Here is a 25958-nt window from a genome sequence, read left to right as displayed (position 1 = left end):
CCACCCGGCCGTCGAGTGGTTCCGCCGCACCGTCACGCCGCAGCGGCACCCGAACCTGCACCGCGTGATGCCTGCCTGGCCGGCTTCGACGGCGTGCAGGACTTCCGCTACCAGCTCGACGTGTTCGTCCGGGGCCTGCGCTAGCGGTTGCGCTGGCGCAGGCCGATGCGGCGCCAGCTGCGGCGGCGGGAGCGGTCCTGGCTCTCCGCGGCCGGGTACGTGCGCACCCCGCGCACCACGTGGTCCGGCGTCCGGCGGACGCCGAGCCGCTGGTTGCCCGCCACGCGGATCCGCGGCCGCCGCAGGCGCAGGCGGCTCGTGCTGCGCCGGATCGCCCGGCGCTCGCGCAGCGGCACGCCCCACGCCTCGGGGTGGTTGGCCAGCCACTGGTAGCGCCGCACCGCGTACGGGATGTGCGCCAGGTACAGCAGCAGCGCGACGGCCAGCGCGATCAGCGGGTACTGGATGATCGCCGCCGCCGCGAGGCCGACCCCGACCAGCAGCGGCGCGGCGGCCTTCGCGGGCACCTTGACCGACTTCAGCGACAGCGTCGGCAGCCTGCTGATCAGCAGCAGCGCGATCGCCACCGTCCACACGTAGACGACCGGCGCCGACGACCACCAGCCCTCGCCGAACTCCAGCGTCAGGATCACCGGCATCAGCGCGCACAGGCCACCCGCGGGCGCGGGCACGCCGACGAAGAACTCCTTCGCGTACGGCGGCTTCTCCACGTCCAGGAGCGTGTTGAAGCGCGCCAGCCGCAGCACGATGCACACGGCGAAGGTCAGCGACACGATCCAGCCGATGCCGGAGGTGTCACCGAACCAGATGTAGAGCACGAGCGCCGGGGAGACACCGAAGGAGATCGCGTCGGACAGCGAGTCCAGCTCGGCGCCCATCTTCGACGTCGCGTCGAGCAGCCGGGCGATGCGGCCGTCCAGGCTGTCCAGGACGGCCGCGACGCCGATCGCGCCGATCGCCAGCACGAACTGCCGGTTGAGCGCGAACTGCGCGGCGGACAGGCCCGCGCACAGCGCGAGGACCGTGATCGCGTTGGGCAGCAGCCGCACCGACGGAGTCATCACCCGGACCATGATCAGGCTCCTCGCTCCGGCAGCGCAGCCAGGGGCGTCTCGCCGCCGATCGTCCGCTGGCCCTTGCGCACCAGCACCTCGCTGCCCGGCGGCAGGTAGATGTCCACCCGCGAGCCGAACCGGATCAGGCCGTAGGTGTCCCCGGCCTGGACCTTCTCGCCGTCGGCGACCTGGCACAGGATGCGGCGCGCGACCAGCCCGGCGATCTGCACGACCACCAGCTCGTGCCCGGCCTCGGTGCGCAGCAGCACCGAGTTGCGCTCGTTGTCGTCGCTGGCCTTGTCCAGGTCGGCGGAGAGGAACTTGCCCGGGCGGTAGGCGACGCGCTCGACCACCCCAGTGGCCGGCACGCGCTGCACGTGCACGTCGAAGACCGAGAGGAAGACGCTGACCCGCATCCGCGGTTCGGCGGGCAGCCCCAGCTCCGCGGGCGGGGTGGCCTCCTCGATCAGCGAGACGATGCCGTCCGCCGCGGCGAGGACGAGGTCGTCCCGCTCCGGCGGCACGCGCTTCGGCTCGCGGAAGAACGCGGCGGTCGCCAGGGTCGCCAGCGCGCCGACGGCGCCCAGCGGCTTCCAGGCCCGCCGCAGCAGCAGCGTGGCCGCGACCCCGCCGGCGACGAACGGCCGCCCGGCGGGGTGCATGGGTGGCAAGGTCTCGCGCGCGAGGTTCAGGGCATGGGTGATCGGATTGCTCGCCTTGTCCGGCGCAGTGCTGCTCATCGAAGCGGTGTCCCGATTGGTTCGTGTCCAAGGTGTGACCGGTCCGTGACGCCAGGCCAGGCGTGCCGATTCGCCGATCCGGGTATCCACGCTACCGCCAGGTCTGCGTGGCCCGTTCCGCATCCCGCCGAACGGGCCCCCGAGCGGGGCGGGTGTTGCTGACAATTCGTGGCGACGGCCGATGCAGACCGTAGTAACAGCAGAGAGGAACCGTCATGTCGGCCCCGGAGCGCATCCGTGAAGAGCGCCTTTCCGAGCTGTTCCAGGCATGGCGTGCGGACATCGACAGTGTTCCGCTACCCCGGCTGGTGTCCACCGAAACCGCGGTCGCGCTGGTGCGCTGCGCGCGAGCTCTCGATTCGTCGCGCCGGGCCGCTGAACCCCCCGACGGCCCAGCGGCCCGGCGTGACGGGCTGGTGCCGTAGGGGGTGAATCTTAGCCTCCGCAAGCGAATCAGTAACCAGTCGTAGGTCAACTGTTACAAGAAGTCACACTGAGGTACCAGTCGGCAGGAGCAGCACGTCCACCTCGCTGCCCTCCGGCGCGTCGACCACGTCCTCCGGCAGCTCGATCAGGCAGTTGGCCTGCGCGAACGCGGCGAGCAGGTGCGAGCCGGGGCCACCGCGCGGGCCGACCTCGCCGGTCACCTCGCCGTCGTGGTGCGAGTAGAACCCGCGGCGGAACTGCCGCCGCCCGGCGGGCGAGCGCAGGGACTCGGTGAGCCGCGCCCGCACCCGCAGCCGGTCCACCTGACGGTGGCCGAGCGCGGTCAGGATCGCGGGCCGCAGGAACACCTCGAACGACACCAGCACGCTCACCGGGTTGCCGGGCAGGGTCACCACGGGCACCCCGTGCCACCGGCCGTTGCCCTGCGGGCCGCCCGGCTGCATGGCCACCTTGACGAACTCGACGCCCGCGCCGGTCAGCGAGTCCTTCACCACCTCGTAGGCGCCCGCGCTGACCCCGCCGGAAGTCACCACCAGGTCGGTGTCCGCCAGCCGCGGCTCGATGGCCGACCGGAACTCGCCGACGTCGTCGACCACGCTGCGCACCACCTCGACCCGGCAGCCCAGCGCGCGGATCGCGGCGGCCAGCATGATGCTGTTCGACTCGTAGATCTGCCCGTGCCGCAGCTCCTGGGGCGGGGTCACCAGCTCCGAGCCGGTCGACACCACGAGCACCCGCAGCGGCGCGTGCACGGTCAGCCGGTCCAGGCCGACCGCGGCGGCCAGCCCGAGTTGCGCCGGCCCGAGGACGGTGCCGGCGCGCAGCGCGACCGTGCCCGCGGTGACGTCCTCGCCGGTCCGGCGCAGGTGCGTGCCGACCGCGGCCGGTTCCCGGATGGACACCTTCTCGGTGCCGCCGTCGGTGTCCTCGACCTTCACCACGGCGTCCGCGCCCGGCGGCATCGGCGCACCGGTCATGATGCGGTGCGCGGTGCCGGGCAGCAGCGGCGGCACATCGGTGCGCCCGGCCGGGATGTCCTCGGCGACCGGCAGTTCGACCGGGGTCGCGGCGGTGGCGGAGGCGACGTCGACCGCGCGCACCGCGTAGCCGTCCATGGCCGAGTTGTCGAACGGCGGCAGCGAGACGCCCGCGGGGACGTCCTCGGCCAGCACCAGCCCGGGGCACTCGGCCAGCGGGAGCGCGGTCGCCGCGGCGGTGCCGAGCAGCTCGGTGACGGCGGCGCGGTAGGTGTCGACGGAAATCACGCGGACCATCCTGCCTCGCCGGGGTGGCCGTGCAACACTTCCCCCGCTCGTTGATCTGGAGGGGGAGGCATGCAGGTCCGCACCCGGCACACGCCCGCGTTCGGCGTCGCCCGAGTGATCCTGGGTCCCGGCGAGGCCGTGCAGGCGCGGGGCGAGTCGATGTTCGCGAGCAGCTTCGGCCTCACCGAGGTGGCCGGCGGGCGCAAGGCGCCGTCGGTGTTCACCGCGCCCAAGGAAGGCGGCTGGCTCGACCTCGCGCCCGCCGGCGCCGGCGATGTCTACCCACTGGAGTTCGACGGCCGCACCGGCTGGTGCGTGGCGCGGCACGCCGTGCTCGCGCGCCCGGCATCGGTGCGGACCGACTCCTGGCCGGGCCTGCAGGCGATGTTCGGCGCCGAGCACGGGTTCCTGGAGCACTACAGCGGAACGGGCCCGCTCGTGCTCGCCTGCGCCGGGCCGGTGGATCAGTTCCAGCTCGCGGCGGGCGAGCTGATCTCCGTGCGGCCGGGGCACCTGCTGGCCTACCCGGACAGCGTCCAGTGCCGCCTGCGGGCGTTGGACCCTTCGGGCCAACAGTCGATCCGGACGGGCGAAGGACTCATGATCGACTTCGCGGGGCCGGGCACGCTTTTGGTGCAAGCGCGTAAATCTCGCTGAATCTTATTGATCCTTCGCGTTTCTCCGGTACCGTGACTTCCACTTCGGGAGCCGGGCGGGCACGGCTCCCGGTGGTTTTCGCAAGGAGGAAACCGTGGCTGTTGGCACGGTCAAGTGGTTCAATTCCGAAAAAGGCTACGGGTTCATCGCGTCCCCCGAGGGACCTGATGTGTTCGTGCATTACTCGGCCATCCAGTCGGACGGATTCCGCACTTTGGACGAGGGCGATCAAGTCGAGTTCCAGATCGAGGCGGGCCGGGACGGCCGGACACAGGCAGCGGACGTCCGCAAGGTGTCCTAGGGCCGGCCGCTTCCGCCACCACCCTCAACGGAGACGCTTCGCGTCGCTGTGGAAGCCGGCAGTAGGCTGCCCCGTGTGACAGGCGATGTGTCGGGGGACCTCACCGGTCGCCGGCTGGGCAACTACCGCATAGACGGAGTGCTCGGCAAGGGTGGCATGAGCGTCATGTACAAGGCCACCGACGTGCGGCTCGGCCGCAAGGTGGCCTTGAAGGTGATCGGCGAGCACCTCGGTGCCGACGCCGAGTTCCGCGAACGGTTCGTGGACGAGGCGCGCAACACCTCCGCCGTGGACCACGCGAACGTCGTGCCGTTGTACGACTTCGGTGAGCTCGACGGGATGCTCTACATCGCCATGCGCCTCGTCGACGGGGCCGATCTGGCGAGTCTCATCGCGGACGGACCGATCTCCCCCGACCGCACGTTGCGGTTGCTGGACCAGGTCGCGGACGCGCTGGACTGCTTGCACGAGCGCGGCCTGGTCCACCTCGACGTCAAACCGGCCAACGTGCTGGTCACCAGCCGGGAGTCGGCGCGCGAGCACGTCTACGTCGCCGACTTCGGGCTGACGCGGCGCGGCGCGACCGGCCACCGCACCCGTGGCGGCGACTTCCTCGGGTCGCCGACCTACGCCGCGCCGGAACACCTGCGCGGGGAGCCGCTGGACGGGCGCACCGACCAGTACGCGCTGGCGTGCGTGCTGTACGCGTGCCTCACCGGGCAGCCCCCGTTCAGCGGCGACGTGCCGACGGTCATCAAGGGGCACCTGGCCGTGGAACCGCCCGCGGTGTCGGGCGTGGTCGGGCTGCCCGCCGCCGTTGACGAGGTCGTGCGCAAGGGCATGGCCAAGGCCCCGGCGGACCGCTACGACAACTGCGTCGAACTGATCACCGCGGCGCGCAAGGCCCTCGGCCCGGCCGCCGCCTCGACGACACCGCCGGGCCCGCCCCAGGCTGCGACACGGGAGGCCGGCATGCAGCCGTACCCGCCGGGACAGCCGGGCGGCCACCCCGGCCCGCACGGCGCCGGCCAACCGGGCGCCGGTGGTCCGGGCGCCGGGCAAGGGGGTGTCGGTGGCCCAGGTACCGGGCAGCCGGGCCCTGGTGGTTCGGGCGCCGGTGCCTCTGGCGTCGGCGGCCCTGGCGGCGGCCAGGCAGGCGGGCAGCCGGGGGCCGGTCAACCAGGGCAGCCCAGTTCGGGCGGCCAGCCAGGCGCCGACCAGGCCGGTGGGCAATCGGGCGCCGGCGTGCCGGGTCAGCCGGGTCAGCCCGGCCCTGGCGGCCAGCAGGGCGCAGTCCCCAGCGGTGGCCACCCCGGCCCAGGACACCAGCCCGGTCCGGGCGGCCCGCAGGGCCACGGCGACCAGCCGGGCCGCCCCGGCGCCGCTCAACCGGGCCACCCCGGCCAGTCGGGTCCCTACGGCCCGCCGGGCCACCAGGCGCCCGGGAACCCGTACGGCTACCCCGGCATGCAAAGCCACCCCGGCATGCCCGCGCCGCAGTTCCACCCGAACGCCCCGCAGGGCCAGCCGTGGAACCCGGGCTGGCCGCCCCAGCAGCAGCCCTACGGCTACGGCCAGCAGCCGCCGAAGAAGGGTGGCGGCCTCAAGTGGCTGTGGGCGGGCCTGGCCGGGCTCGTCGTCGTCGCGGCGGTCGTCGTGACCCTCGTTCTGGTGAATCGCGGCGGCGGCTCCGCGCCCGCGCCGACCACCGCGCCCAACATCCCCGTCGGTCCCACCGGCGGCGCGACCGGCCCATCCACCGGTGGCGGCCCGCCGCCCGCGACGATCTCCATCAAACCGAGCCCCTGACGTGCGGTTCTTGCACTCGCCCCCGGAGAGTGCTAAACAGGCGTTGGCACTCGGCGGTGTCGAGTGCCAACGCACCAATGGTCGGGACGGTGAGGCCGGCTCGGAGTACCGAGCAGGTCGTCCGTCGCGGGCACCGAGCCTGGCCGAGCTAAGTGTCCTGCTGCCAGTCCTGAAGCAGGTCATGGCAGCGACCACTACCGGAGGACAACACCCCAATGGCCAAACTGATCGCGTTCGACGAGGACGCCCGCCGCGGGCTTGAGCGCGGACTCAACACCCTGGCCGACGCCGTCAAGGTGACGCTTGGCCCCCGTGGCCGCAACGTCGTGCTCGAAAAGAAGTGGGGCGCGCCGACGATCACCAACGACGGTGTCTCCATCGCCAAGGAGATCGAGCTCGAGGACCCGTGGGAGAAGATCGGGGCCGAGCTCGTCAAGGAAGTCGCCAAGAAGACCGACGACGTAGCCGGTGACGGCACCACCACCGCCACCGTGCTGGCCCAGGCGCTCGTGCGCGAAGGTCTGCGCAACGTGGCCGCCGGTGCCGACCCGATCGCCCTCAAGCGTGGCATCGAGCAGGCGGTCGAGGCCGTCGTCGAGCAGCTGCACAAGGCCGCCAAGGAGGTCGAGACCAAGGAGCAGATCGCTGCCACCGCCTCGATCTCGGCCGCGGACCGCACCATCGGCGAGCTGATCGCCGAGGCGCTGGACAAGGTCGGCAAGGAAGGCGTCGTCACCGTCGAGGAGTCGAACACCTTCGGCCTCGAGCTCGAGCTCACCGAGGGTATGCGCTTCGACAAGGGCTACATCTCGGGCTACTTCGTCACCGACGCCGAGCGCCAGGAAGCCGTCCTGGAGGACCCGTACATCCTCCTGTTCGGCTCGAAGGTCTCGAACGTCAAGGACCTGCTGCCGGTCCTGGAGAAGGTCATGCAGTCGGGCAAGCCGCTGCTGATCATCGCCGAGGACGTCGAGGGCGAGGCCCTGGCGACCCTGGTCGTCAACAAGATCCGCGGCACCTTCAAGTCCGTCGCCGTCAAGGCTCCGGGCTTCGGTGACCGCCGCAAGGCCATCCTGCAGGACATCGCGATCCTGACCGGTGGCCAGGTCATCTCCGAGGACGTGGGCCTCAAGCTGGAGAACGCGGACCTGAACCTGCTGGGCAAGGCCCGCAAGGCCGTCATCACCAAGGACGAGACGACCATCGTCGAGGGTGCCGGCGACGCGGACCAGATCCAGGGCCGCGTGAACCAGATCCGCGCCGAGATCGAGAAGTCGGACTCCGACTACGACCGCGAGAAGCTGCAGGAGCGGCTGGCCAAGCTGGCCGGCGGCGTGGCCGTCATCAAGGCCGGTGCCGCCACCGAGGTCGAGCTCAAGGAGCGCAAGCACCGCATCGAGGACGCCGTTCGCAACGCGAAGGCCGCCGTCGAGGAGGGCATCGTCGCCGGTGGTGGCGTGGCCCTGCTGCAGGCGTCCAAGGCTGCCTTCGAGGGCCTGCGCCTCTCGGGTGACGAGGCGACCGGTGCGAACATCGTCAAGGTCGCCGTCGAGGCTCCGCTCAAGCAGATCGCGGTCAACAGCGGTCTCGAGGGCGGCGTCGTGGCGGAGAAGGTCAAGGGTCTGCCGGAGGGCCACGGCCTGAACGCGTCGACCGGCGACTACGAGGACCTGGTCGCGGCCGGCGTCATCGACCCCGCCAAGGTGACCCGTTCGGCGCTGCAGAACGCGGCTTCGATCGCGGGCCTGTTCCTGACCACCGAGGCCGTCGTCGCCGACAAGCCGGAGAAGGCTGCTGCCGCTCCGGGTGGCGACCCGACCGGTGGCATGGGCGGCATGGACTTCTGATCCACTAGTCCGGCGAAAGCCCGGGTGCGCACAGCGCATCCGGGCTTTTTGCTGCGCTACTCCTGCGGCATGAGCATCCAGCAGATCGCGTAGAGCAGGATGGGCGCGCCGAACCCGAGCAGGGTCGCGGCGACGAGGACGATGCGGATGATCGCCGCGTCGACGCCGAGCAGGTCGGCCCAGCCGCCCGCCACGCCGGCGATCATCTTGTCGGTCGAGCTGCGGCGGAGCTTCTTCGTGGTCACTGTGTTCGTCATGTCCCCATCGTCGGCCGCGGCGGGGGGGCAGCACATCGGGGACGAACCCGGAGCGCACCCGGAAACCTCTGGGCCAGGGTGCTCCGGGACGGTTAAGGTCGATCACATGGCGGGATCTTTGCTCGGCACCGAGGTCCGGCGGGTCGAGGACCCGGATCTGGTGCGTGGCCGTGGAACCTTCGTCGACAACCTGCAGTTCGAGGGCGTCTGCCATGTCGCGTTCGTCCGGTCGCCGTTCGCGCACGCGCTGGTCAACGGCATCGACACCGCGGAGGCGGCCGCCGCGCCGGGGGTGATCGCGGTGCTCACCGCCGCGGATTTCGACCTGGCCGAGCTGCCGGTGTTCCTGGACCTCAACCCGCGGGCGAAGCGGTACGCGCTGGCCACCGACCGGGTGCGCTTCGCCGGGGAGCCGGTGGCCGCCGTGGTCGCGGAAAGCGCGGCCGCCGCGGTGGACGCGCTCGAACTGGTCGATGTGGACTACGAACCGCTGCCCGCCGTGGTCGACCCGGAGCAGGCTCTGGATGACGGCGCGCCGTTGCAGTTCCCGGAAATCGGCTCGAACATCGCGGCCGGCGAGCGGGACGCCGTGGGCGGCGAGGTGCTCGACGGCGCCGACGTCGTGGTGCGAGCGCGGATCGAGAACCAGCGGCTGGCGGTGGCGCCGATGGAGGGCAACGCGATCGTCGCACTGCCCGGCGACGGCGAGTTCGACCTGACGGTCTACGTGTCGACCCAGATGCCACACGGCTTCCGGGCCGCGGCGGCGAAGCTGTTCGGCTACGACGGCGACCGGATCCGCGTGGTCGCGCCGCACGTGGGTGGCGCGTTCGGCGGGAAGGTCGGGGTCACGGCCGAGCACGCGGTGGTGATCGAGGCGGCGCGGCGCTTCGGGCGGCCGGCGAAGTGGACGGAGACGCGGTCGGAGAACCTGCAGGCCTCGCCGCAGGGCCGGGCGCAGGTGCAGTACGGCGAGCTGGGGCTGCGGCGCGACGGGACGATCGTCGGCCTGCGCTGCCGGGTGGTCGGCGACGCGGGCGCGTACGCCGGGTTCGGCGGCGGGCTGGCGCTCGGTCCGACCAGGACGATGGCGCAGGGCGTGTACCGGATCCCGAAGATCAGCTACGCGGCGATAGCGGCGCTGACGAACACCGCGCCGGTCGGCGCGTTCCGCGGTGCGGGCCGTCCGGAGGCGACGGCGATGCTGGAGCGGCTGATGGACCTGGCCGCGGCGGAGCTCGGCATGGATCCGGCGGAGATCCGGCGACGCAACTTCCTGCGCCCGGAGGAGTTCCCGGACACGACGTTCAGCGGCGCGAGCTACGACAGCGGCGACTACGACCTGCCGCTGCGGAAGGCGTTGGAGGTCGCGGGTTACGACGAGCTGCGGGCCGAGCAGCGGCGGCGCATCGAGGCCGGCGAGTCGCGGCTGCTCGGGATCGGCGTGAGCGCGTACGTCGAGATCACCGGCGGCGGCAGCGGCGAGTTCGCGTCGGTGGAGGTCCGGGCGGACGGGACGGCGGCGATCAAGGTCGGCACGTCCGGGCACGGTCAGGGCCACGCGACGTCGTTCGCGATGCTGGTGGCCGACGCGCTGGGGATCCCGCTGGAGTCGGTCGAGTTCGTGCAGTCGGACACGGCCGCGGTGCCGCGTGGCGCGCTGCAGGTGGGCGGCAGCGCGGTGCGGCAGGCGGCGGACCTGGTGCTGGAGCGCGCTCGCGAGCTGGCCGCGTCGCGGCTGGAGGCGGGCGTGGACGACATCGTGCTGACCGACGGGCGGCTCGGCGTGGCGGGCGTCCCGCAGGCGACGATCGGCTGGGCGGAGCTGGTGGAGGCCGCCGCGGCGGAGGGGCGTCCGCTGCTGGAGACGACGGACTTCAAGCCGGGCGGGGCGACGTTCCCGTTCGGGGCGCACGTGTCGGTGGTCGAGGTGGATGTCGAGACGGGCTTCGTGAAACCGTTGCGGCACATCGCCGTGGACGACTGCGGGCGCGTGCTGAACCCGATGATCGTGCGCGGGCAGCAGCACGGCGGCGCGGTGCAGGGGATTGCGCAGGCGTTGTGGGAGCAGGTCTCCTACGACGAGGACGGCAACCCGGTGACCGCCACCTTCGCCGACTACCACCTCCCGACGGCCGCCGACGTGCCGGCGCTGGAGGTCAGCAACACCGAGACACTGACCGAGCGGAACCCGTTGGGCGCCAAGGGAATCGGCGAGTCGGCGACGGTCGGTTCAACGCCGGCGGTCCAGAACGCGGTGATCGACGCGCTGGCTCATCTGGGCGTGCGGCACATCGACATGCCGCTGACGCCGCAGCGCGTGTGGCGCGCTGTGAGGGCTGGAGAGTCCGTTTCGTGGCGGGAGCCGCCTCCAGCGTTCGAGACGTTGCCCGTGCGCTCGTCGGCGGCGTCTTCGGACGCGGACGAGGCAGTGGCTTAGCCCACCGGTTGTCAGCCGTCGTGTCTACCGTCGACCCTCGACGCGACGGAGCCGATCGAGCCAGGCCTTCGTGGTGACCTCGTCGGCGGCGGTTTCGGCTGCGCGGTCCGGTTCCGGCGCCTGTCGCAGGACCGGCAGGTAACCGTCCACAGGGGACAGTGGTTGGCTGGTGGTGTCGTCGGTGAGCAGGGACATCGTGCCCAGCCCGCAGGCGAACTCCAAGTCGGGCAGCGCCCCGGCCAGCGCGAGGCCAGCCGCCAGCCCGACGCTGGTTTCGACCGCGGACGACACCACGCACGGCAGACCGGCGGCCTCGGCGACCTCGAGTGCCCGCCGGACACCGCCGAGGGGAGCGACCTTGATCACGGCGACGTCGGCCGCGTTGGCGACCGCCACCCGGAGCGGATCCTCGGCCCGCCGGATCGACTCGTCCGCCGCGATGCGCACGTCCACCTTCCGCCGCACGGCGGCCAGCTCGTCGATGGACGGGCACGGCTGTTCGACGTACTCGAGCCCACCCGCGGCGCGGTCCAGCTCGCGGATCGCCTTCACCGCGGTGTCGACATCCCAGGCCGTGTTGGCGTCGACGCGGATGGCCCCGCCGGGCCCGAGCGCGTCCCGGACGGCCGCGACGCGCTCGCAGTCCTCCACAATGGACGCCCGCGGATCGGCGACCTTGACCTTCGCGGTCCGGCACCCCGACGCGGCGACCATCTCGTAGGCGGCGTCGGCGCCCACGACGGGCACGGTGGTGTTCACCTCGACCCGATCCCGCACCGGAGCCGGCCACCCCACCTGGGCAGCCTCCACCGCGGCCGCGAGCCAGGGCGCGGATTCGCGGTCGTCGTAGTCGGCGAACGGGCAGAACTCCCCCCAGCCGGCGGGGCCGCGCAGGAGCACCCCTTCGCGCACGGTGATCCCACGGAACCGGTTCCGCAGCGGGATCGCGTAAACCAGGCGCTCATCCACGGCGACCATCCTCGCACGCCGGGCGGTACGAACATGCGCAGACGCGGAGAGACGGCAGTGGTGCCCGACTCGGCTTGGTGGGGCTTTCCTGTATGAGGCACTCTCTCACCCTGCGCCTGCCCGAAACCACCATCTCCCAACCCTGCCGTGTCGCTCGATTCCAGAGCCCCGCGTCACCCGATCACGGTCAAGGTCATCCCCTCGCACCGGCCTGCCACACCACCCCGACCTGCATCGGCCCCTCCTGTGCACCACCCATCGGAAGCGCCGAACCATCCGGCCCCTGCCTCACAGCTAATGGACTAACTGGTTAATTAGCGGTTAGCATGCGAGGTGCGGACATGTGGAGGTAGCGAATGAAGGCCGTAGTGCTGGCCGAGCCCGAGGTGATGCGGCTCGTCGACCTGCCGGAACCCGAGATCGGGCCGCGTGAGGTGCTCGTGCGCATGCGGGGCCTCGGCCTGTGCGGGTCGGACCTCGGCGTCTACCGCGGCGCCCGCGAGGTGCCCGAGCGGCCGTGGCTGATGGGGCACGAGGGCGTCGGCGAGATCGTGGCCGTCGGGGCGGACGTGGCGGACCGCGTGGTCGGGCAGCAGGTCGCGATCGAGCCGAACTACTGCTGCGGCCGGTGCGCGGCGTGCGTCGCCGGCTTCACCTCCGCCTGCACCGACCGGGTGATCGTCGGCATGAACCACCCCGGGCTGCTGGCCGAGTACGTCGCGGTCCCGGCCGAGTTCGCCTGGCCCGCGGCGGAGACGGTCGCGCTGGAGGACCTCGTCTGCACGGAGGCGCTGACCGTCGCGCGGTCGGCGATTCGCCGGTCCGGCGTCGAGCCTGCTCAGCGGGTCCTCGTGGTCGGCGCCGGCTCGCAGGGCCTGCTGCTGTGCCTGGCACTGCGGGCGCTCGGTGCGACGGTCGCGGTCCAGGAACCACACGAGGGGCGCGCGGAGTTGGCCCATTCGTTCGGCGCCGAGACCGGCGTCGAGGGCGAGTTCGACCTCCTCTTCGAAACCTCCGGCGTCCCGCAGGCCCTGCGCGCCGGCCTGGAGCGCCTGCGCCGCGGCGGCACCGCCCTGCTCGTCGGCATCAACTCGCGCCCGCTCGACCTGACCACCGCCGACCTGGTCTACCGCCAGCACACCCTCAAGGGCTCGCTCATCTACGACCACCCGGTCGACTTCGAGACGACCGTCGGCCTGCTCAACCGCGACGAGGTCCGGCCGGGCAAGGTGCTGCAGGCGCGGTTCCCACTGGAAGAGGCCGCGCAGGCGTTCGCGTCGGTGCAGTCGGTCGCCGGCAAGTCCTGGATCAGCTTCGACTGACGCTCACGCCTCGGGCAGGTTCGCCAGATCCGCCTCGATCGACCACGCCGCGCGCAGCAGCTCGGGTACGTAGTCCCGCTCGACCAGGCCGTGTCCGAGCCGGTCCGGGTGCACCGACGCCGTCACCGCGGCGAGCACCCGTCCGCGCCGGTGCCGCACCGGCGCGGCGATCGCCCGCAGGTCGTCGTCGACGTCGTGTTCCGCCATCGCCCACCCGCGTTCCCGGACCTGCTCGATCTCCTTCGGCAGCCCGGCGATGTCCGGCAGCGCGTCGAGCCTCCGTGCGAGCTCGTCCTCGGGCAACGCGGCGAGCAGGACCTGCCCGCTGGAGGTGACGTGGGCGGGCCGTCGCGCGCCGACGGTGAGCGTCGGCGGAGCGTGCCGGTGCCCGGGCACGACGGCCAGGTTCACCACGTCGCCCCGGTCGAGCAGGGCGAGCGACGCCGTCTCGTTCAGCCTGTGCGCCAGGTCGTGCAGGTGCGGGTGCGCGATCTCGGGCAGGGCGAGCCCGGACAGGTAGGAGTACCCCAGGTCCAGGGTCTGCGCCGTGAGCCGGAACGCCTGCCCGTCGTAACGCACGTACCCGAGGTCGGCGAGGGTGAGCAGCAACCGCCGCGCGGTCGCCCGGTCCAGCCCCGTCCGCTTGGCCGCCGCGCCCGCCGTCAGGGCCGGGTGGTCCGCCCCGAAGCAGCGCAGGATCGCGAACGCGCGGCCGACGGCCTGCACGAAATGCGGGCCGTGGCCAGGGCCTTCGCCGGCCGTCGTGCTCGTCATCGAACCCTCCGACTGCCACCCGATCGGCTTGTTCTCATCGTACGTCCGCATGTTTCACGCCCGCCCGGACGCGGGTAGTTCACCGCTGAATCCCCGGAACGGAAGGAGTGCAATCGTGGCGAACACACTCTCCGGTAAGCGAGTGGCCTTCGTCGTCGCGCCGGAGGGCACCGAGCAGGTCGAACTGACCGAGCCCTGGAAGGCGGTCCAGGAAGCGGGCGGGCAGCCCGAGTTGGTGTCCACTTCGCCGGGCAGCATCCAGGCGTTCAACCACCTCGACAAGGCCGACACGTTCCCGGTCGACAAGGTCGTCACCGACGTCTCGCCGGACGACTTCGACGCGCTGGTCCTGCCGGGCGGTGTGGCGAACCCGGACTTCCTCCGCACCGTTCCCGACGCCGTCCGCTTCGTCCGCGGGTTCTTCTCGCAGCAGAAGCCCGTCGCGGCGATCTGCCACGCGCCGTGGACGCTCATCGAGGCCGACGTGGTGCGCGGCCGCCGGATGACGTCCTGGCCGAGCCTGCAGACAGACCTGCGCAACGCCGGCGCCGAGTGGGTGGACGAGGAAGTCGTGACCGACTCCGGTTTCGTCACCAGCCGGAAGCCGGACGACCTGCCCGCCTTCTGCCGCAAGCTGGTCGAGGAGTTCGCGGAGGGCAAGCACCGCGCCCAGGCGAAGAGCGCCTGACCCGGTTTCAGGACGCCCGGTCGGCTTGTCAGGACGGCAGGTCGATCGGGCGGCTCGTGACCCCCAGCCGGGTCGCGAGCGCGATGGCGTCGCCGGGCGCCTTCACCTTGATGTCGTTGTCGAAGTAGACGTACACGTCGCGTGTCTTCCCGCCGCCGGTGCGCCGCCAGCGGCGGATCTTGTCGGCCCACCGTTGGAGGGCCTCGTCGGTGTACCCACTCGCGTAGAGCTCCTCGTCGCCGTGCAGGCGGACGTAGACGAAGTCCGCGGTCACCTCCTCGAAACTCGGCCAGGTGCCGGCCGAATCGGCCGCCACCAGCGCGATGTTGTTGTCCTGCAACAGTTTCCGGCACTCGTCCGAGGAGAAACTCGGGTGCCTCGGTTCGAGCGCGTAGCGCAGGGGCCGGTTGGTTCCGGCTTCGGTGTGGGCCTCTCCCTTCAGTTTGTCGTCGTGCTTGCGGGCCAGTTCCGCGGCCGCCCGGGTGTCCCGGGGCAGTCCGGCGAAGAACTCCGCGAACCGTCCGGGTTCGAACGCGAAGTTCGCAGGCAGCTGCCAGAGGATGGGCCCGAGCTTGTGGCCCAGCGCCAGCACCCCCGACGCGAAGAAGTTCGCCAGCGGTGTCTCCGTGTCGGCCAGGCGCTTCATGTGGGTGATGAAGCGACCGCCCTTCACGGCGAACACGAAGTCGTCCGGCGTCTGCTCCGCCCAGGCCCGGTACCGCTCCGGACGCTGGAGCGAGTAGAACGAGCCGTTGATCTCCACGGAGTTCACCTGCCGCGAGATGTACTCCAGCTCGCGGCGCTGCGCCAGGCCCTTCGGGTAGAACGTGCCCCGCCACGGCGGGTACCGCCAGCCCGAGGTGCCCACCCGGATTTCGGCGATGGTGACCTCCTCAACCCTTCCGTCAGTCCCAGGAGAACCTCCAGTGCCGCCGGTGCACCAGGCCCGCGGCGTACTCGCGGAGGGTGCCCGGCTGCCCGGAGAAGCTGCGCAGGCTGAACGCGCGGTGCTCGGCGGCCAGCACGAGCGAGCGGTTCTGGTTGCGTGGCGGCGCCGCGACCGAGAGCTCCAGCTCGTCGAACCCGAGCACGACGAGCGTCGCCCCGAACCGGTCCTCCCAGCTGCGCAGGACCGCGGACAGGGCGGCGACCTCGTCCGTGGACTTGATCATGCCCGTCCAGCCGAGCGCGGCGGGGACGTCGGCGGGCCGTTCGACCGGCACCAGGCCGAGTCGGTGGGGCGCGCGCCGGACGAGGATCGAGCCGGTGTTGCCCGCCTCGGCCAGCGGGTCCACCCGCAGCTGGGACTTCTTCGCCAGGCCGGGGAAACCGGCGCTGTACGGGCGCAGGCAGCCGGTGCCGTCCGGGCAGCAGAACGGGTCCCACCACCGGGCGAGCGTCGCGGCGACGTCGACGTCGCCGACGCGGTGGACGGCGGGCGCGAGACGGCCGCGGTCGGTCAGCCAGTCCTCGCCCGTCGCGGCGAAACGCGGGTCGTGCGGGATCAGGACGGGCCACAGCCCCGACCGGTCGAACCCGGCGATGCAGGCCCGGTACCGGCCGGGGTCGGCCAGCGGATCGTCGGAGACCCACATCCGTCCGATCCAGCGGCCGGGCGGCAGTTCGATGTCGGTGAGGGCCTCGGCGACGAGGCTTTCCTCGGGTGTGGCGGCGGTGGTCACGAGACCTCCTCGGGATGGACTGCGTCGATGAGGTCGAACAGTAGTTCGAGGGTACGACAGTTTCCGGCCCCGAGATTTGGTTTTCGCCGGTTCACCCGATCGGTCGAACGGGTGTTCGAGATTCGTGGTAGCTTCGGTCACGAGCGGGTCGCACCCCGCCGTTGAACTGGGGTTTCGCCTGCACCTGCGTGAGTACCGGACCGCACGTGCAGGGCGAGGGCGAGCAGCCAGGCCCCCGTCAACGCGAGCGCGAGCGGCAGCAACACGAACAAGTGCTGCCAGGCGACAGCCATCCCGATCGAAGCCAGGAGACACAGGACCAATGACGGCACGACCAGGCGCGGCCACCGGTACCCGGCGACCACCGGAGCCGCCGAGAGCACCAGCCCCGCCAGACCGATCAGCGCTTTCGGCTCACCGCCGGAGAGCCACAGGACCAGCCACACCGTGCTGGGCACGGCCGCGAGCACGAAGCCGGCCCACGACGACGCGAGCGACAGACGGCTCGCCACCGACGCGTCCGAGCGACGGGCACGGCGCCACATCGCCGTGGCCGCTACGGCGAACACCACGACGACGAAGCACACCCCTGCCCAAACCACGTCCAGGGGATTCCACGGTTTCGCGCGGACTATGCCTCGCGGGTGCCGCAGTCCACCGTGCGGTCACCGGGTTGTGGCCGCCTCCGCCCGGAGGCGGGGCACGCGCGCGGAGCCTTCTCGGGGCAGCGCTACAGGTAGGCGTCCGCGTCGTGGATCGTGTACGCGTAGCCCTGTTCGGCGAGGAACCGCTGCCGGTGCGCGGCGTACTCGGTGTCGAGCGTGTCCCGCGAGACCACGGAGTAGAAGTGCGCCTGCCTGCCGTCGGCCTTCGGGCGCAACAGCCTGCCGAGTCGCTGGGCCTCTTCCTGACGGGAGCCGAACGTGCCCGAGACCTGGATGGCGACGGTCGCCTCCGGCAGGTCGATCGAGAAGTTCGCGACCTTCGACACCACGAGCTTGTCGATCTCGCCGCGCCGAAACGCGTCGAACAACGCCTCGCGCTCCTTGTTCCGCGTGGACCCCTGGATCACCGGCGCGTTCAGTTCGGCGCCGAGTTCCTCGAGCTGGTCCAGGTACGCGCCGATCACCAATGTCTGGTCGCCCGCGTGCTTGTCCAGAATGGACTTCACGACCGGGATCTTCGTGCGGGCGGTGGCCGCGAGCTTGTACTTGTCCTCGGATTCGGCAGTGGCGTACAGCAGGCGCTCGTTGTCGGTGAGGGTCACCCGCACCTCGATGCACTCCGCCGGGGCGATCCAGCCCTGCGCCTCGATGTCTCTCCACGGCGCGTCGTACCGCTTGGGCCCGATGAGCGAGAACACGTCGCCCTCGCGGCCGTCCTCGCGCACCAGCGTCGCGGTCAGGCCGAGCCGGCGGCGGGACTGCAGGTCCGCGGTCATCCGGAACACGGGCGCGGGCAGCAGGTGCACCTCGTCGTAGACGATCAGGCCCCAGTCCCGGGAGTCGAACAGCTCCAGGTGCTTGTACTCGCCCTTGGACTTGCGCGTGATCACCTGGTACGTGGCGATGGTGACCGGGCGGATCTCCTTCTTTTCGCCGGAGTACTCGCCGATCTCGTCCTCGGTCAGGGAGGTGCGGGCCACCAGCTCGCGCTTCCACTGGCGCCCCGCGACGGTGTTGGTGACCAGGATGAGGGTGGTGGCCTGCGCGCGGGCCATCGCGGCTGCGCCGACGAGCGTCTTGCCCGCGCCGCAAGGCAGCACGACGACGCCGGAGCCGCCCGCCCAGAACGCCTCCGCGGCCTGCCGCTGGTAGTCGCGCAGGCCCCAGCCGGTCTCGGCCAGCTGCATCGGGTGCGCTTCGCCGTCGACGTAGCCGGCCAGGTCCTCGGCGGGCCAGCCCACCTTGAGCAGCGCCTGCTTGAGCCGGCCCCGCTCGGAGGGGTGTACCAGGACGGTGTCGTCGTCGATCCGGGTGCCCAGCATCGGGCTGATCTTCTTGTTGCGCAGCACCTCTTCCAGCACCGCGCGGTCGGTCGTGGTCATGACCAGGCCGTGGGCGGGGTTGTTGGTGATCTGCAGCCGCCCGAACCGCGCCATCGTGTCGACGATGTCGATCAGCAAGGGCTGCGGAACCGGGAAGCGCGAGTAGGTGGTGAGGGCGTCCACCACCTGCTCGGCGTCGTGGCCGGCGGCGCGGGCGTTCCACAGTGCGAGCGGGGTCACGCGGTAGGTGTGCACGTGCTCCGGGGCCCGTTCCAGTTCGGCGAACGGGGCGATCGCGATCCGGGCGTCGTCGGCCATCGGGTGGTCGACTTCGAGCAGCACGGTCTTGTCGGATTGGACGATCAACGGGCCATCGGTCACGTCTTCCTTTATACGGCGTTGCGGGAGGCCGAGCCGTGCTGGTCATCGGCGGGAGCGCCGAACCAGCGGGTCAGCGCGGTGTCCAGGGGACCGCCGTCCGGGGTCCAGCACCGGTAGCCGTCCGGCCGGATCAGCAGGGCGGATTCGGTGAGCTGGTGGTCCGGTTCGGCCCGGACCCGGTCGACGCGATCGGACCAGCCCGGCGGCAGTGGGTGGCCGCCGGTGAGGTCGAGCAGCAGGCCGCGGCCGGAGCGCAAGAGCGCCGACAGGCGGGTGCTTCCGGCGCCGGTGCGCAGGTCGGCGTCGGGCACCCGGCCCGCGGCGTCCAAACCGGACATCATCCCGGCCAGGTAGTGGTTCGTGTCGGGCAGTCGCAGGAGGTCGGTGAAGATGTCGCGCAGCGCGGCGACGTCTTCGGACGGGTTCGGCACGGCGAGCACGCGCTGGGCCGAGGTGTGGTGGAGCACGCGGGCCGCCGCCGGATGCCGTTCCTCCTGGTAGGTGTCCAGCAGGTCGTCCGGGGCCCAGCCGTGCACGGTGGCCGCCAGCTTCCAGCCGAGGTTGACGGCGTCCTGCACGCCGAGGTTCAGGCCCTGGCCGCCCAGTGGCGGATGGATGTGCGCCGCATCCCCCGCGAACAGGATCCGGCCGTGCCGGTACCGCTCCAGCTGCCGGGTCGCGTCACTCCACCGGGACGCGGTGAGGACGCGCGCGAGCTCGGTGTCCTGGCCGTAGACCGCGGTCAGGGCGTCCGTGATCTCGTTGTCCGTCACCGGGTCGTGGGCGGTGGACTGGTCCTCGCGGCCGAACGTGAAGCGGTAGCGGTCGCCGCCGACCGGGACGAGCATCGACCAGTAGCCGCCGGCGTGCCGAGTCAGGTCGCTGATATGGCCGGCGCGCCGGGGCACCAGCGCGGACGCCGAGGCGAGCCGGATTTCGGCCAGCACGGCCTGGAAGGTGCCGGGTCGGCCCGGGAAGGGCAAGCCGAGCAGCTTGCGGACGGGGCTGTGCGCGCCGTCGCAGGCGACGAGGTAGCGGGCGCGAAGCGTGTCGTCGGCGGCGGTGACCGTGACGCCTTCGGTGTCCTGCGCGACGCCGGTGACCGGCTGTCCGCGCCGCAGTTCCGCGCCACGGGCGAGGGTGGCTTGTTCCAGGACCTCTTCCACGAGGTCCTGGCGAATGGAAAGGGGGAAGGGGTGCCGCGTCGGCCAGGACGAGTAGTCGAGCGGGACCGGCAGGGTGGCGAAGTGACCGCCCACAGGTTCGCGTTCGTGGGCGCGGTCCCGCATGGCGTCGAGCAGGCCGCGCTGTTCGAGCAGTTCGGCGGTCCGGGGCTGGATCGTGCCGCCCTTGGTCTGCTCGATCCGGTCGGTCAGTGGTTCGACGACCACGGTTCCGACTCCGGCCAGCGCGAGTTCGTGAGCGAGGGCGAGGCCGGTCGGTCCGGCTCCGGCGATGACGACCTCGGCGTCCATGGATCCTCCCGAGTGTAAAAGTAGACTGAGTGCAAATTACTACCGAGTGAAAGGAGTTGGTAGTCTGGGGTGATGATCGAGCCGGCCGGACTTCGCGAGCGGAAGAAACAGCGCACTCGCGAGGCGATCTCCAGCGCCGCGATCCGCCTGTTCCTCGAGCACGGGTTCGACCAGGTGTCCATCGCGCAGATCGCCGACGTGGCGGAGGTTTCACGACGCACCCTGTTCGCCTACTTCCCGACGAAGGAGTCGCTGGTCGTCCACCGGTTCGCCGACCACGAGACGGAAAGCGCCCGGGTGGTCCGGGGACGTCCGGGCGACCGGACGCCGCTGGAGGCGCTCCGGGACCACTTCTTCGACGGGCTCGACCGGCGGGACCCGATCACCGGGCTCAACGACGCCCCGGAGATCCTCGCGCTGTACCGGATGATCTTCGCCACGCAGGCGTTGCTCGCGCGGATGCTCGAGTTCAACCAGGCGGCGGAGGAGGCCTTGGCAGACGCCCTGGCGGACACTGCCGGGGTGGGGCCCGGCGAGGCGCGGGTGGCCGCGGCGGCGATCGTCTCGGTGCTGTGGGCCCTGGCGCGCGAGAACCACCGGTCCATCGCGTCCGGCCGGTCGGCCGACGAGGTGTTTCCGCAGGCCAAGGCGGACGCGGACGAGGCGTTCAGGCTGCTGGACAGTGGCTTCGGCAGGCTCGGCGCGCGGTAGATCGTGGCGAAGGCCACAGCGGGGGAACGACACGGGGAGTGTCGGACGTCTTGCCCAGCGAAAGATTTCGGCTGGTGGGTGGAAGCCGCGCTCCCGGGCCAATACGATCGCCCGGCGGACCTCTTCACGAGTAGCGCGGGCGGGGCGCGTGTGTCCGGGGTCGCTACCCTCTCCGGGGTTGGCGACCCAGCCGGTGCCGATCCGAGTCCGGCAGAACGGCTAGAGAAGGAAGTCAGGTGGCCCGGCGGCACAAGCGTCCCGAGAGCGGTGAGGCGCTGGACCGGCGGCCGGACAACCGTGCAGGCAGCCGGTGGCGGCTGCGGAACTGGCGGCTGCGCACGAAGCTGATCGCCGTCCTGCTCATCCCGATGCTGACCGTGCTGGCGCTCATCACCCTCCACGTGCGCTCCGACCTCGGGCACGCGGAACAGCTGGCCGAGCTCGCCGCGCACGCTCGTGTCGATGCGGGCGTCAACGCGGTGGTCAACGAACTGCAGCGCGAGCGGGACGTCACCGTGCGGTACGTCGCCGGGCAGCGACGGAACGGGCTCAGCGACGTGCGGGACCAGCGCACCCGCGTGGACCAGGCCGCCGGTGCGTTCGCGCGCGAGCTCGCCGCCCAGCAGTCGCGGCTCTCCCCGGCCAGCGCCGCGGGGCTGAAGGAAGCCCAGTCCCGGCTCGACGCACTGCCAGGACTGCGTTACTCGGGTGAGTTCTCGAACTCGTCGGCGGATTCGATCCTGACCTCCTACAGCGACCTCATCTCGGGTGTCCTCGACCTGTCGGACCAGGCCGTCGCCGAGATCGCGGACGCCGAGGTCGCACGGCTTCGGCTGGCCGCGAACGCGCTCGCCCGCGTGAAGGATCAGATGTCGGTCAAGCGCGCGGTGCTCGGGCAGGCGTTCGCGGAGGGTGAGGTCTCCGACGACCGGCTGCGGAAGCTCCTCGGCGCGGACGCCCAGCTCGCCGCCGCGCAGAACGACTACCGCAAGTTCGCCACCGCGGCCGAGCAGCGCTCCTACGAGCAGACCGTCGCCGGACCGGCCGTGCAGTCGGCGAACGCGCTCTTCGAGCTGGCCATCACCAGGACGGAGAACGGGCAGAGCCTGTCCGGCCTCGACTCCCGCCAGTGGGACCAGGCGATCACCGGGACCATCGACCTCGCCTACCAGTTCCAGCAGACCCTGCAGGTGCAGACGCAGCAGCGGTGCGACGCGCTCGCCACCGACGCCCGGCGCTCGGCGATCGTCAACGCGGCGGTGGTCTTCGGGGTGCTGCTGCTGTGCGCGGTGCTCGCCGTGGTCATCGGGCGATCGCTGCTGCGGCCGCTGCGGATCCTGCGCAACAACGCGTTCGACGTCGCCGAGCACCGGCTGCCCGCGGCGGTTGACGAGATCCTCGCCGACCCGCATCCCGACTTCATGACCGCGCACCGCGGTGTGGCGCCGGTGCCGGTGTTCACGCGTGAGGAGGTCGGCCAGGTCGCCCGCGCGTTCGATGCCGTGCACGGGCAGGCGGTGCGGCTGGCCGGTGAGCAGGCGCTCCTGCGGGAGAACATCAACGCGATGTTCGTGAACCTGTCCAAGCGCAGCCAGGACCTGGTCGAACGGCAGCTGGCCGTGCTGGACCGGATGGAGGCCGACGAGCAGGACCCGGAGACCCTCGGCGGCCTGTTCGAACTCGACCACCTCGCGACGCGGATGCGCCGCAACAGCGAGAACCTGCTCGTCCTGTCCGGGCACGACTTCGGTGACGAGAAGGCCGAACCGGTGGCCGCCGAGGAGATCATCGGCGCGGCGTTGTCCGAGGTGGAGCACTACCAGCGGATCGAGCTGACCGCGATGCCGGAGATCGCGATCCGCGGCGAGGCGTGCAACGACCTGGTGCACGTCGTGTCCGAGCTGCTGGAGAACGCGACCCTCTACTCGCCGTCGGACAAGACGGTGACGGTGGTCAGCTCGCTCGCCGAGGACGGCGCCTGGCACGTGCACATCACCGACCAGGGCGCGGGCATGCCGCAGCCGGAGATCGACCGCGCCAACAAGCGGCTGGCGAACCCGCCCGCGGTGGACGTCGAGGTGTCGCGGCGGATGGGCCTGTTCGTGGTCGCGACGCTGGCGAAGCGGCACGACATCCAGGTGCGATTGCGGTCGGCGGACGGTGGCGGGCTGGTCGCGACGGTCGTCGTCCCGGCGGAGCTGGTGATCGAGAACGTGGCGCCGGTGCCGGAGCCGCTGCCCGCGCCGGTGGCCGCTCCCGAGCCGCCGCCGGTGCCGGTTTCGCTGCCGTCGCTCAAGCCGATCCCGCTGCCCGAGCCGCCGCCAGACACTGAGCCCGCACCGGAACCGGAGCCGGAGCCGGACGACACGGTGTTGATCCCGGTGGTGCGGGACGAGCCACGCCGCGCGCGCACCGAGGACCGGGTCGACTGGCCGACGGCGGACAACGACGCCTTCCCGCCGGAGGACGAGGAGCCGACCGAGCGGATGCCGGCGTACCAGGCGGTGTTGTCGCGGTGGTTCACGACGGGCGAGCACTGGCCGATCCGGCGCGACGCCGCGGGCAACGGGCAGCCGGATTGGCCGGCCGAGCCGGAGTGGCCGTCGGCGGACGACGACGAGGTGGACGGGAAGGCGCCGGACTTCCCGCAGCAGGTGCGGCGGCGGCCCGACTCGTTCGACCCGCCTACGCTCTCACTCGATCCCGACGAGGTTCGTCACCGGATGTCGCGGCTGCAGAACGGGTTCGCCCGAGCCCGCGACGCGCGGGAGAGCTGACGGGTTCGATCCCGGCGAGCCGCTGCCGGGCGTCGATAGTGCGGGCCAGGCGGGACAGGGCGTAGTTGATCGCGAAGTAGAGCAGCGCGATGATCAGGTAGGTCTGGATCAGGAGCCGGTTGTAGCCGGCGAGGACCTTGCCGCTCTGCAGGAGTTCGGCGTAGCTGACGACGATCCCGAGCGAGGTGTCCTTGACGACGCCGGCGGCTTGGCTGATGAGCGCGGGCACCACGCGGCGGATGGCCTGCGGGAAGATCACGTACCGCATCGACTGGGACGGCCGCATCCCGAGCGCGGCCGCGGCCTCGCCCTGGCCGGATTCGAGTGAGCGGAAGCCGCTGCGGAAGATCTCGGCGAACTGGGCCGCGCGGGACACCGCGATCGGCAGGACGAGTTTCCAGAGCAGCGGCAGGTCCAGGCCGTACCGGGGCAGCGCGAACATGGCGAAGTAGATCAGCAGGAGCAACGGGACGACGCGGACGACCTCGACGTACGCCCGGGCCGGCGCGCGGACCACGGCGTGCCGGGAGATGCGCCCGAAGGCGAGCACGAGCCCGGCCGCCATCGCGATGGCAATGGCCAGCACCGCGGCGAGAGCCGTGCCGCCGAGGCCGCCGAGGAGGTAGCGCCACATGGGCCAGGAGCCGTAGGGCGCCCAGCGCTCCGCCGAGAGCTCCCCGTTGATCGCGAACTGCCGCACCGCCAGCGCGACGAGCACGAGACCGGCCAGGACCGCGACCACGGTGGCGATGCGGATGCGCCGCCGGGCGCGCGGACCGGGATCGTCGAAGAGCACGGAGGTCATGGCCGGCCTGCCTGTTTCAGCACGATTGGCCCTCTCGTGGAGCGGTGGTCGGACGGTTCATGCGCTGGTGGGTGAGTGGGTAGGTCGTGCCGCTGCGATTGGGCCGGTGGCGTGGCGCGGCGCGGCGGTGGGTGTGACTGGGCGGGCCTGCCGGCACGGCTGGGCGGCTGGCGTGGCGTGGCGCGGCGGCGGGTGAGGCTGGGCGGGCCGGCTGGCGTGGTGGGCGGGGCGGCTGGTGTGGCCTGGCTGGGCTGGTGGCGCGGCGGCGGGTGAGGTTGAGCGGGCCGGCTGGCGTGGCTGGGCGCACCGGCTGGTGCAGCCTGCCTGGGTGGGTGGCACGGCGGCGCGGCGGAGCGTGCGACTGCGCGGGTCGTGTGGCGCTGGGCCGGTCGCGCGTCGGTTGAGTCAATCGTGTGGCGCTGATGATTCCACCAATTGGCGCGGTGTCCTTCAAACGAACCACCGCCGCGCCCGCCGTGCCCAGCGCAGCCGTCGCCACCCCTCTCACCGTGGGATCGCCAGCTTCCGGTCCAGCACGCCGGCCCCCGCGGAGATCACCAGCGCCAGCACGGCGTAGCAAACCCCCGCGCCGATGTACAGCGGCAGCGGCTCCGCCAGCGCGAGGTTGACCCTGTTCGTCGCCTCCGTCAGTTCGACCACTCCGACCGCCGCGGCCAGGGCGGTGTTCATCAGCAGCTGGATGGTGACGTTCCCGAGCGGCTGGATGATCGTGCGCAGCGCCTGCGGCAGCACCACCGCCGACAGTGACTGTCCGAAGCCGAGCCCCAGTGCGCGCGCCGCCTCGGCTTGGCCTCGCTCCACGCCGTTCACGCCGGCCCGCAGTGTTTCCGCGTAATACGAAGCCATGTACAACGCGGTCGCGAGGATGGCCGTCGTGAACAGTTCGAACCGGATGCCCACCGTCGGCAGGCCGAATACGAACAGCACCAGCCACACCGCGAGCGGAATGTTCTGGAACAACTGGACGTAACCGGTGCCAAATGCTCGCAGCGGGCGAACCGGGCAAATCCGGAATGCAGTGATGACCACCGCGAGCACCACGGCGCCAACAGCGCTGAACACGGTGAGCAGCACCGTGTTCAGCGCGCCCTCGGCGAATTCCCCGAGGTGATCGCCCCACCCGGTCACGAGCCCGGGACGGAACCCGTCTTGGGCGGAACAGGCGCGTCACCCGGGATGACCGACCCCAGCGTCTGCTTGTACGCCTCCTGCCACAGCCCCGCGGCCTGGATCTTCTCCAGCCACGTGTTGACGAACCGCTTGAACGTCTCGTCGCCGTGGTGGATGCCGATGCCGTAAGGGTCCTGCCCGAAGGTCCCGCTGACGATCTGCACCTTGTCGTTCGTCTGCGCGTTCCCGGCCAGCTGCGTCAGGTCGTTCACGTACGCGTCGCCGCGCCCCTGCTCCAGCGCCGTCACGCACTCCGAGTTCGTGCTCAGCGTGATCACCTGCGCCGGCTCGAACTGCTGGACCATGGCCGAGCCGGTCGAGTTCGTCACCGCCAGCACCCGCTTGCCCTTCAGGTCC

The 25958-nt window shown here is 71.5% G+C and carries 24 protein-coding genes; 10 read left to right on the top strand and 14 right to left on the bottom strand.

All coding sequences use genetic code 11. From position 1 onward, the window contains the following. Positions 1–140: 140 nt before the first annotated feature. Positions 141–1094: a CDP-diacylglycerol--serine O-phosphatidyltransferase gene (gene pssA, locus ABZ215_RS26410; protein WP_020416962.1), complete on the bottom strand. Its 954-nt coding sequence runs from the start codon at positions 1092–1094 to the stop codon at positions 141–143. Positions 1095–1096: 2 nt separating this feature from the next. Beyond that, positions 1097–1816, bottom strand: coding sequence for a phosphatidylserine decarboxylase (locus ABZ215_RS26405; protein ID WP_020416961.1), 720 nt, complete (start codon positions 1814–1816; stop codon positions 1097–1099). A 215-nt stretch (positions 1817–2031) separates the two neighbouring features. Here ABZ215_RS26405 and ABZ215_RS26400 point away from each other — a divergent pair, with 215 nt between their 5' ends. Further along, the gene (locus ABZ215_RS26400; protein ID WP_037322861.1) at positions 2032–2241 is read left to right on the top strand and encodes a hypothetical protein; all 210 of its coding nucleotides are present in this window, start codon (positions 2032–2034) and stop codon (positions 2239–2241) included. 63 nt (positions 2242–2304) lie between these two features. Here ABZ215_RS26400 and glp read toward each other — a convergent pair whose 3' ends face one another. Next, positions 2305–3528 carry a gephyrin-like molybdotransferase Glp gene (gene glp / locus ABZ215_RS26395; protein WP_354952412.1) on the bottom strand — a complete coding sequence of 408 codons (1224 nt, stop codon included), beginning with the start codon at positions 3526–3528 and terminating at the stop codon, positions 2305–2307. 69 nt (positions 3529–3597) lie between these two features. Between glp and ABZ215_RS26390 the strand changes: the two genes are divergently transcribed. The 4 genes from ABZ215_RS26390 to groL all read left to right on the top strand — a co-directional run bounded on the left by ABZ215_RS26390 (position 3598) and on the right by groL (position 8142). Further along, entirely contained in the window at positions 3598–4185 is a 588-nt protein-coding gene (locus ABZ215_RS26390) for an AIM24 family protein (protein WP_020416959.1), read from the top strand. 94 nt (positions 4186–4279) lie between these two features. Continuing rightward, complete coding sequence (locus tag ABZ215_RS26385) at positions 4280–4486, top strand: cold-shock protein (protein ID WP_017985292.1); 207 nt, start codon at positions 4280–4282, stop codon at positions 4484–4486. A 75-nt stretch (positions 4487–4561) separates the two neighbouring features. Continuing rightward, positions 4562–6295 carry a serine/threonine-protein kinase gene (locus ABZ215_RS26380; RefSeq protein ID WP_354952410.1) on the top strand — a complete coding sequence of 578 codons (1734 nt, stop codon included), beginning with the start codon at positions 4562–4564 and terminating at the stop codon, positions 6293–6295. Between the two features lie 215 nt (positions 6296–6510). Continuing rightward, on the top strand, positions 6511–8142 hold the full coding sequence (groL, locus tag ABZ215_RS26375; protein ID WP_020416957.1) for a chaperonin GroEL: 1632 nt from the start codon (positions 6511–6513) through the stop codon (positions 8140–8142). Positions 8143–8198: 56 nt separating this feature from the next. Here groL and ABZ215_RS26370 read toward each other — a convergent pair whose 3' ends face one another. Further along, positions 8199–8399, bottom strand: a complete 201-nt coding sequence (locus ABZ215_RS26370; protein ID WP_027935706.1) for a PspC domain-containing protein — start codon at positions 8397–8399, stop codon at positions 8199–8201. Positions 8400–8505: 106 nt separating this feature from the next. On the opposite strand from ABZ215_RS26370, the gene ABZ215_RS26365 reads away from it, so the two are divergent. After that, a complete protein-coding gene (locus ABZ215_RS26365) occupies positions 8506–10839 on the top strand; it encodes a xanthine dehydrogenase family protein molybdopterin-binding subunit (RefSeq protein ID WP_354952408.1) in 2334 nt (777 codons plus the stop codon). Between the two features lie 24 nt (positions 10840–10863). Here ABZ215_RS26365 and ABZ215_RS26360 read toward each other — a convergent pair whose 3' ends face one another. Then, complete coding sequence (locus ABZ215_RS26360) at positions 10864–11817, bottom strand: o-succinylbenzoate synthase (RefSeq protein WP_354709300.1); 954 nt, start codon at positions 11815–11817, stop codon at positions 10864–10866. Positions 11818–12164: 347 nt separating this feature from the next. Between ABZ215_RS26360 and ABZ215_RS26355 the strand changes: the two genes are divergently transcribed. After that, positions 12165–13130 (top strand): alcohol dehydrogenase catalytic domain-containing protein, encoded by a 966-nt coding sequence (locus ABZ215_RS26355; RefSeq protein WP_354952406.1) that lies wholly within the window; start codon positions 12165–12167, stop codon positions 13128–13130. A gap of 3 nt (positions 13131–13133) precedes the next feature. Here the strand turns inward: ABZ215_RS26355 and ABZ215_RS26350 are convergent, their stop codons facing one another. Next, positions 13134–13955, bottom strand: coding sequence for an IclR family transcriptional regulator C-terminal domain-containing protein (locus tag ABZ215_RS26350; protein ID WP_237336481.1), 822 nt, complete (start codon positions 13953–13955; stop codon positions 13134–13136). 64 nt (positions 13956–14019) lie between these two features. Here ABZ215_RS26350 and ABZ215_RS26345 point away from each other — a divergent pair, with 64 nt between their 5' ends. Further along, positions 14020–14592, top strand: coding sequence for a type 1 glutamine amidotransferase domain-containing protein (locus ABZ215_RS26345; protein WP_027935703.1), 573 nt, complete (start codon positions 14020–14022; stop codon positions 14590–14592). Positions 14593–14620: 28 nt separating this feature from the next. Here the strand turns inward: ABZ215_RS26345 and ABZ215_RS26340 are convergent, their stop codons facing one another. From ABZ215_RS26340 to ABZ215_RS26320, 5 genes are all read right to left on the bottom strand, one after another. Then, entirely contained in the window at positions 14621–15460 is an 840-nt protein-coding gene (locus tag ABZ215_RS26340; RefSeq protein WP_354952404.1) for a DUF72 domain-containing protein, read from the bottom strand. A 37-nt stretch (positions 15461–15497) separates the two neighbouring features. Beyond that, positions 15498–16274, bottom strand: a complete 777-nt coding sequence (locus ABZ215_RS26335) for a DUF4253 domain-containing protein (RefSeq protein WP_354952402.1) — start codon at positions 16272–16274, stop codon at positions 15498–15500. 137 nt (positions 16275–16411) lie between these two features. Then, the gene (locus ABZ215_RS26330) at positions 16412–16876 is read right to left on the bottom strand and encodes a hypothetical protein (RefSeq protein ID WP_237336484.1); all 465 of its coding nucleotides are present in this window, start codon (positions 16874–16876) and stop codon (positions 16412–16414) included. A 128-nt stretch (positions 16877–17004) separates the two neighbouring features. After that, positions 17005–18642 (bottom strand): DNA repair helicase XPB, encoded by a 1638-nt coding sequence (locus tag ABZ215_RS26325; protein ID WP_020416947.1) that lies wholly within the window; start codon positions 18640–18642, stop codon positions 17005–17007. A gap of 8 nt (positions 18643–18650) precedes the next feature. Next, positions 18651–20117 (bottom strand): FAD-dependent monooxygenase, encoded by a 1467-nt coding sequence (locus ABZ215_RS26320; RefSeq protein WP_237336485.1) that lies wholly within the window; start codon positions 20115–20117, stop codon positions 18651–18653. A 72-nt stretch (positions 20118–20189) separates the two neighbouring features. Here ABZ215_RS26320 and ABZ215_RS26315 point away from each other — a divergent pair, with 72 nt between their 5' ends. Beyond that, positions 20190–20828 (top strand): TetR family transcriptional regulator, encoded by a 639-nt coding sequence (locus ABZ215_RS26315; RefSeq protein WP_354952399.1) that lies wholly within the window; start codon positions 20190–20192, stop codon positions 20826–20828. Between the two features lie 236 nt (positions 20829–21064). Beyond that, positions 21065–23605, top strand: coding sequence for a nitrate- and nitrite sensing domain-containing protein (locus ABZ215_RS26310; RefSeq protein ID WP_354952397.1), 2541 nt, complete (start codon positions 21065–21067; stop codon positions 23603–23605). On the opposite strand, the gene ABZ215_RS26305 is transcribed toward ABZ215_RS26310, so the two are convergent. The 3 genes from ABZ215_RS26305 to ABZ215_RS26295 form a co-directional block, all read right to left on the bottom strand. Beyond that, a complete protein-coding gene (locus tag ABZ215_RS26305; protein WP_354952395.1) occupies positions 23514–24410 on the bottom strand; it encodes an amino acid ABC transporter permease in 897 nt (298 codons plus the stop codon). The two genes, ABZ215_RS26310 and ABZ215_RS26305, sit on opposite strands and share 92 nt — an antisense overlap. A gap of 504 nt (positions 24411–24914) precedes the next feature. Next, positions 24915–25559, bottom strand: coding sequence for an amino acid ABC transporter permease (locus ABZ215_RS26300; protein WP_354952393.1), 645 nt, complete (start codon positions 25557–25559; stop codon positions 24915–24917). Next, positions 25556–25958 (bottom strand): transporter substrate-binding domain-containing protein (locus ABZ215_RS26295; protein ID WP_354952391.1); only part of this gene is annotated, 403 nt, incomplete at its 5' end. The genes ABZ215_RS26295 and ABZ215_RS26300, both read right to left, overlap by 4 nt.

This window comes from Amycolatopsis sp. NPDC006131 (assembly GCF_040614175.1).
Classification (GTDB): Bacteria; Actinomycetota; Actinomycetes; order Mycobacteriales; family Pseudonocardiaceae; genus Amycolatopsis_E; species Amycolatopsis_E tucumanensis.
This window is presented reverse-complemented; position numbering and strand designations above follow the sequence as displayed.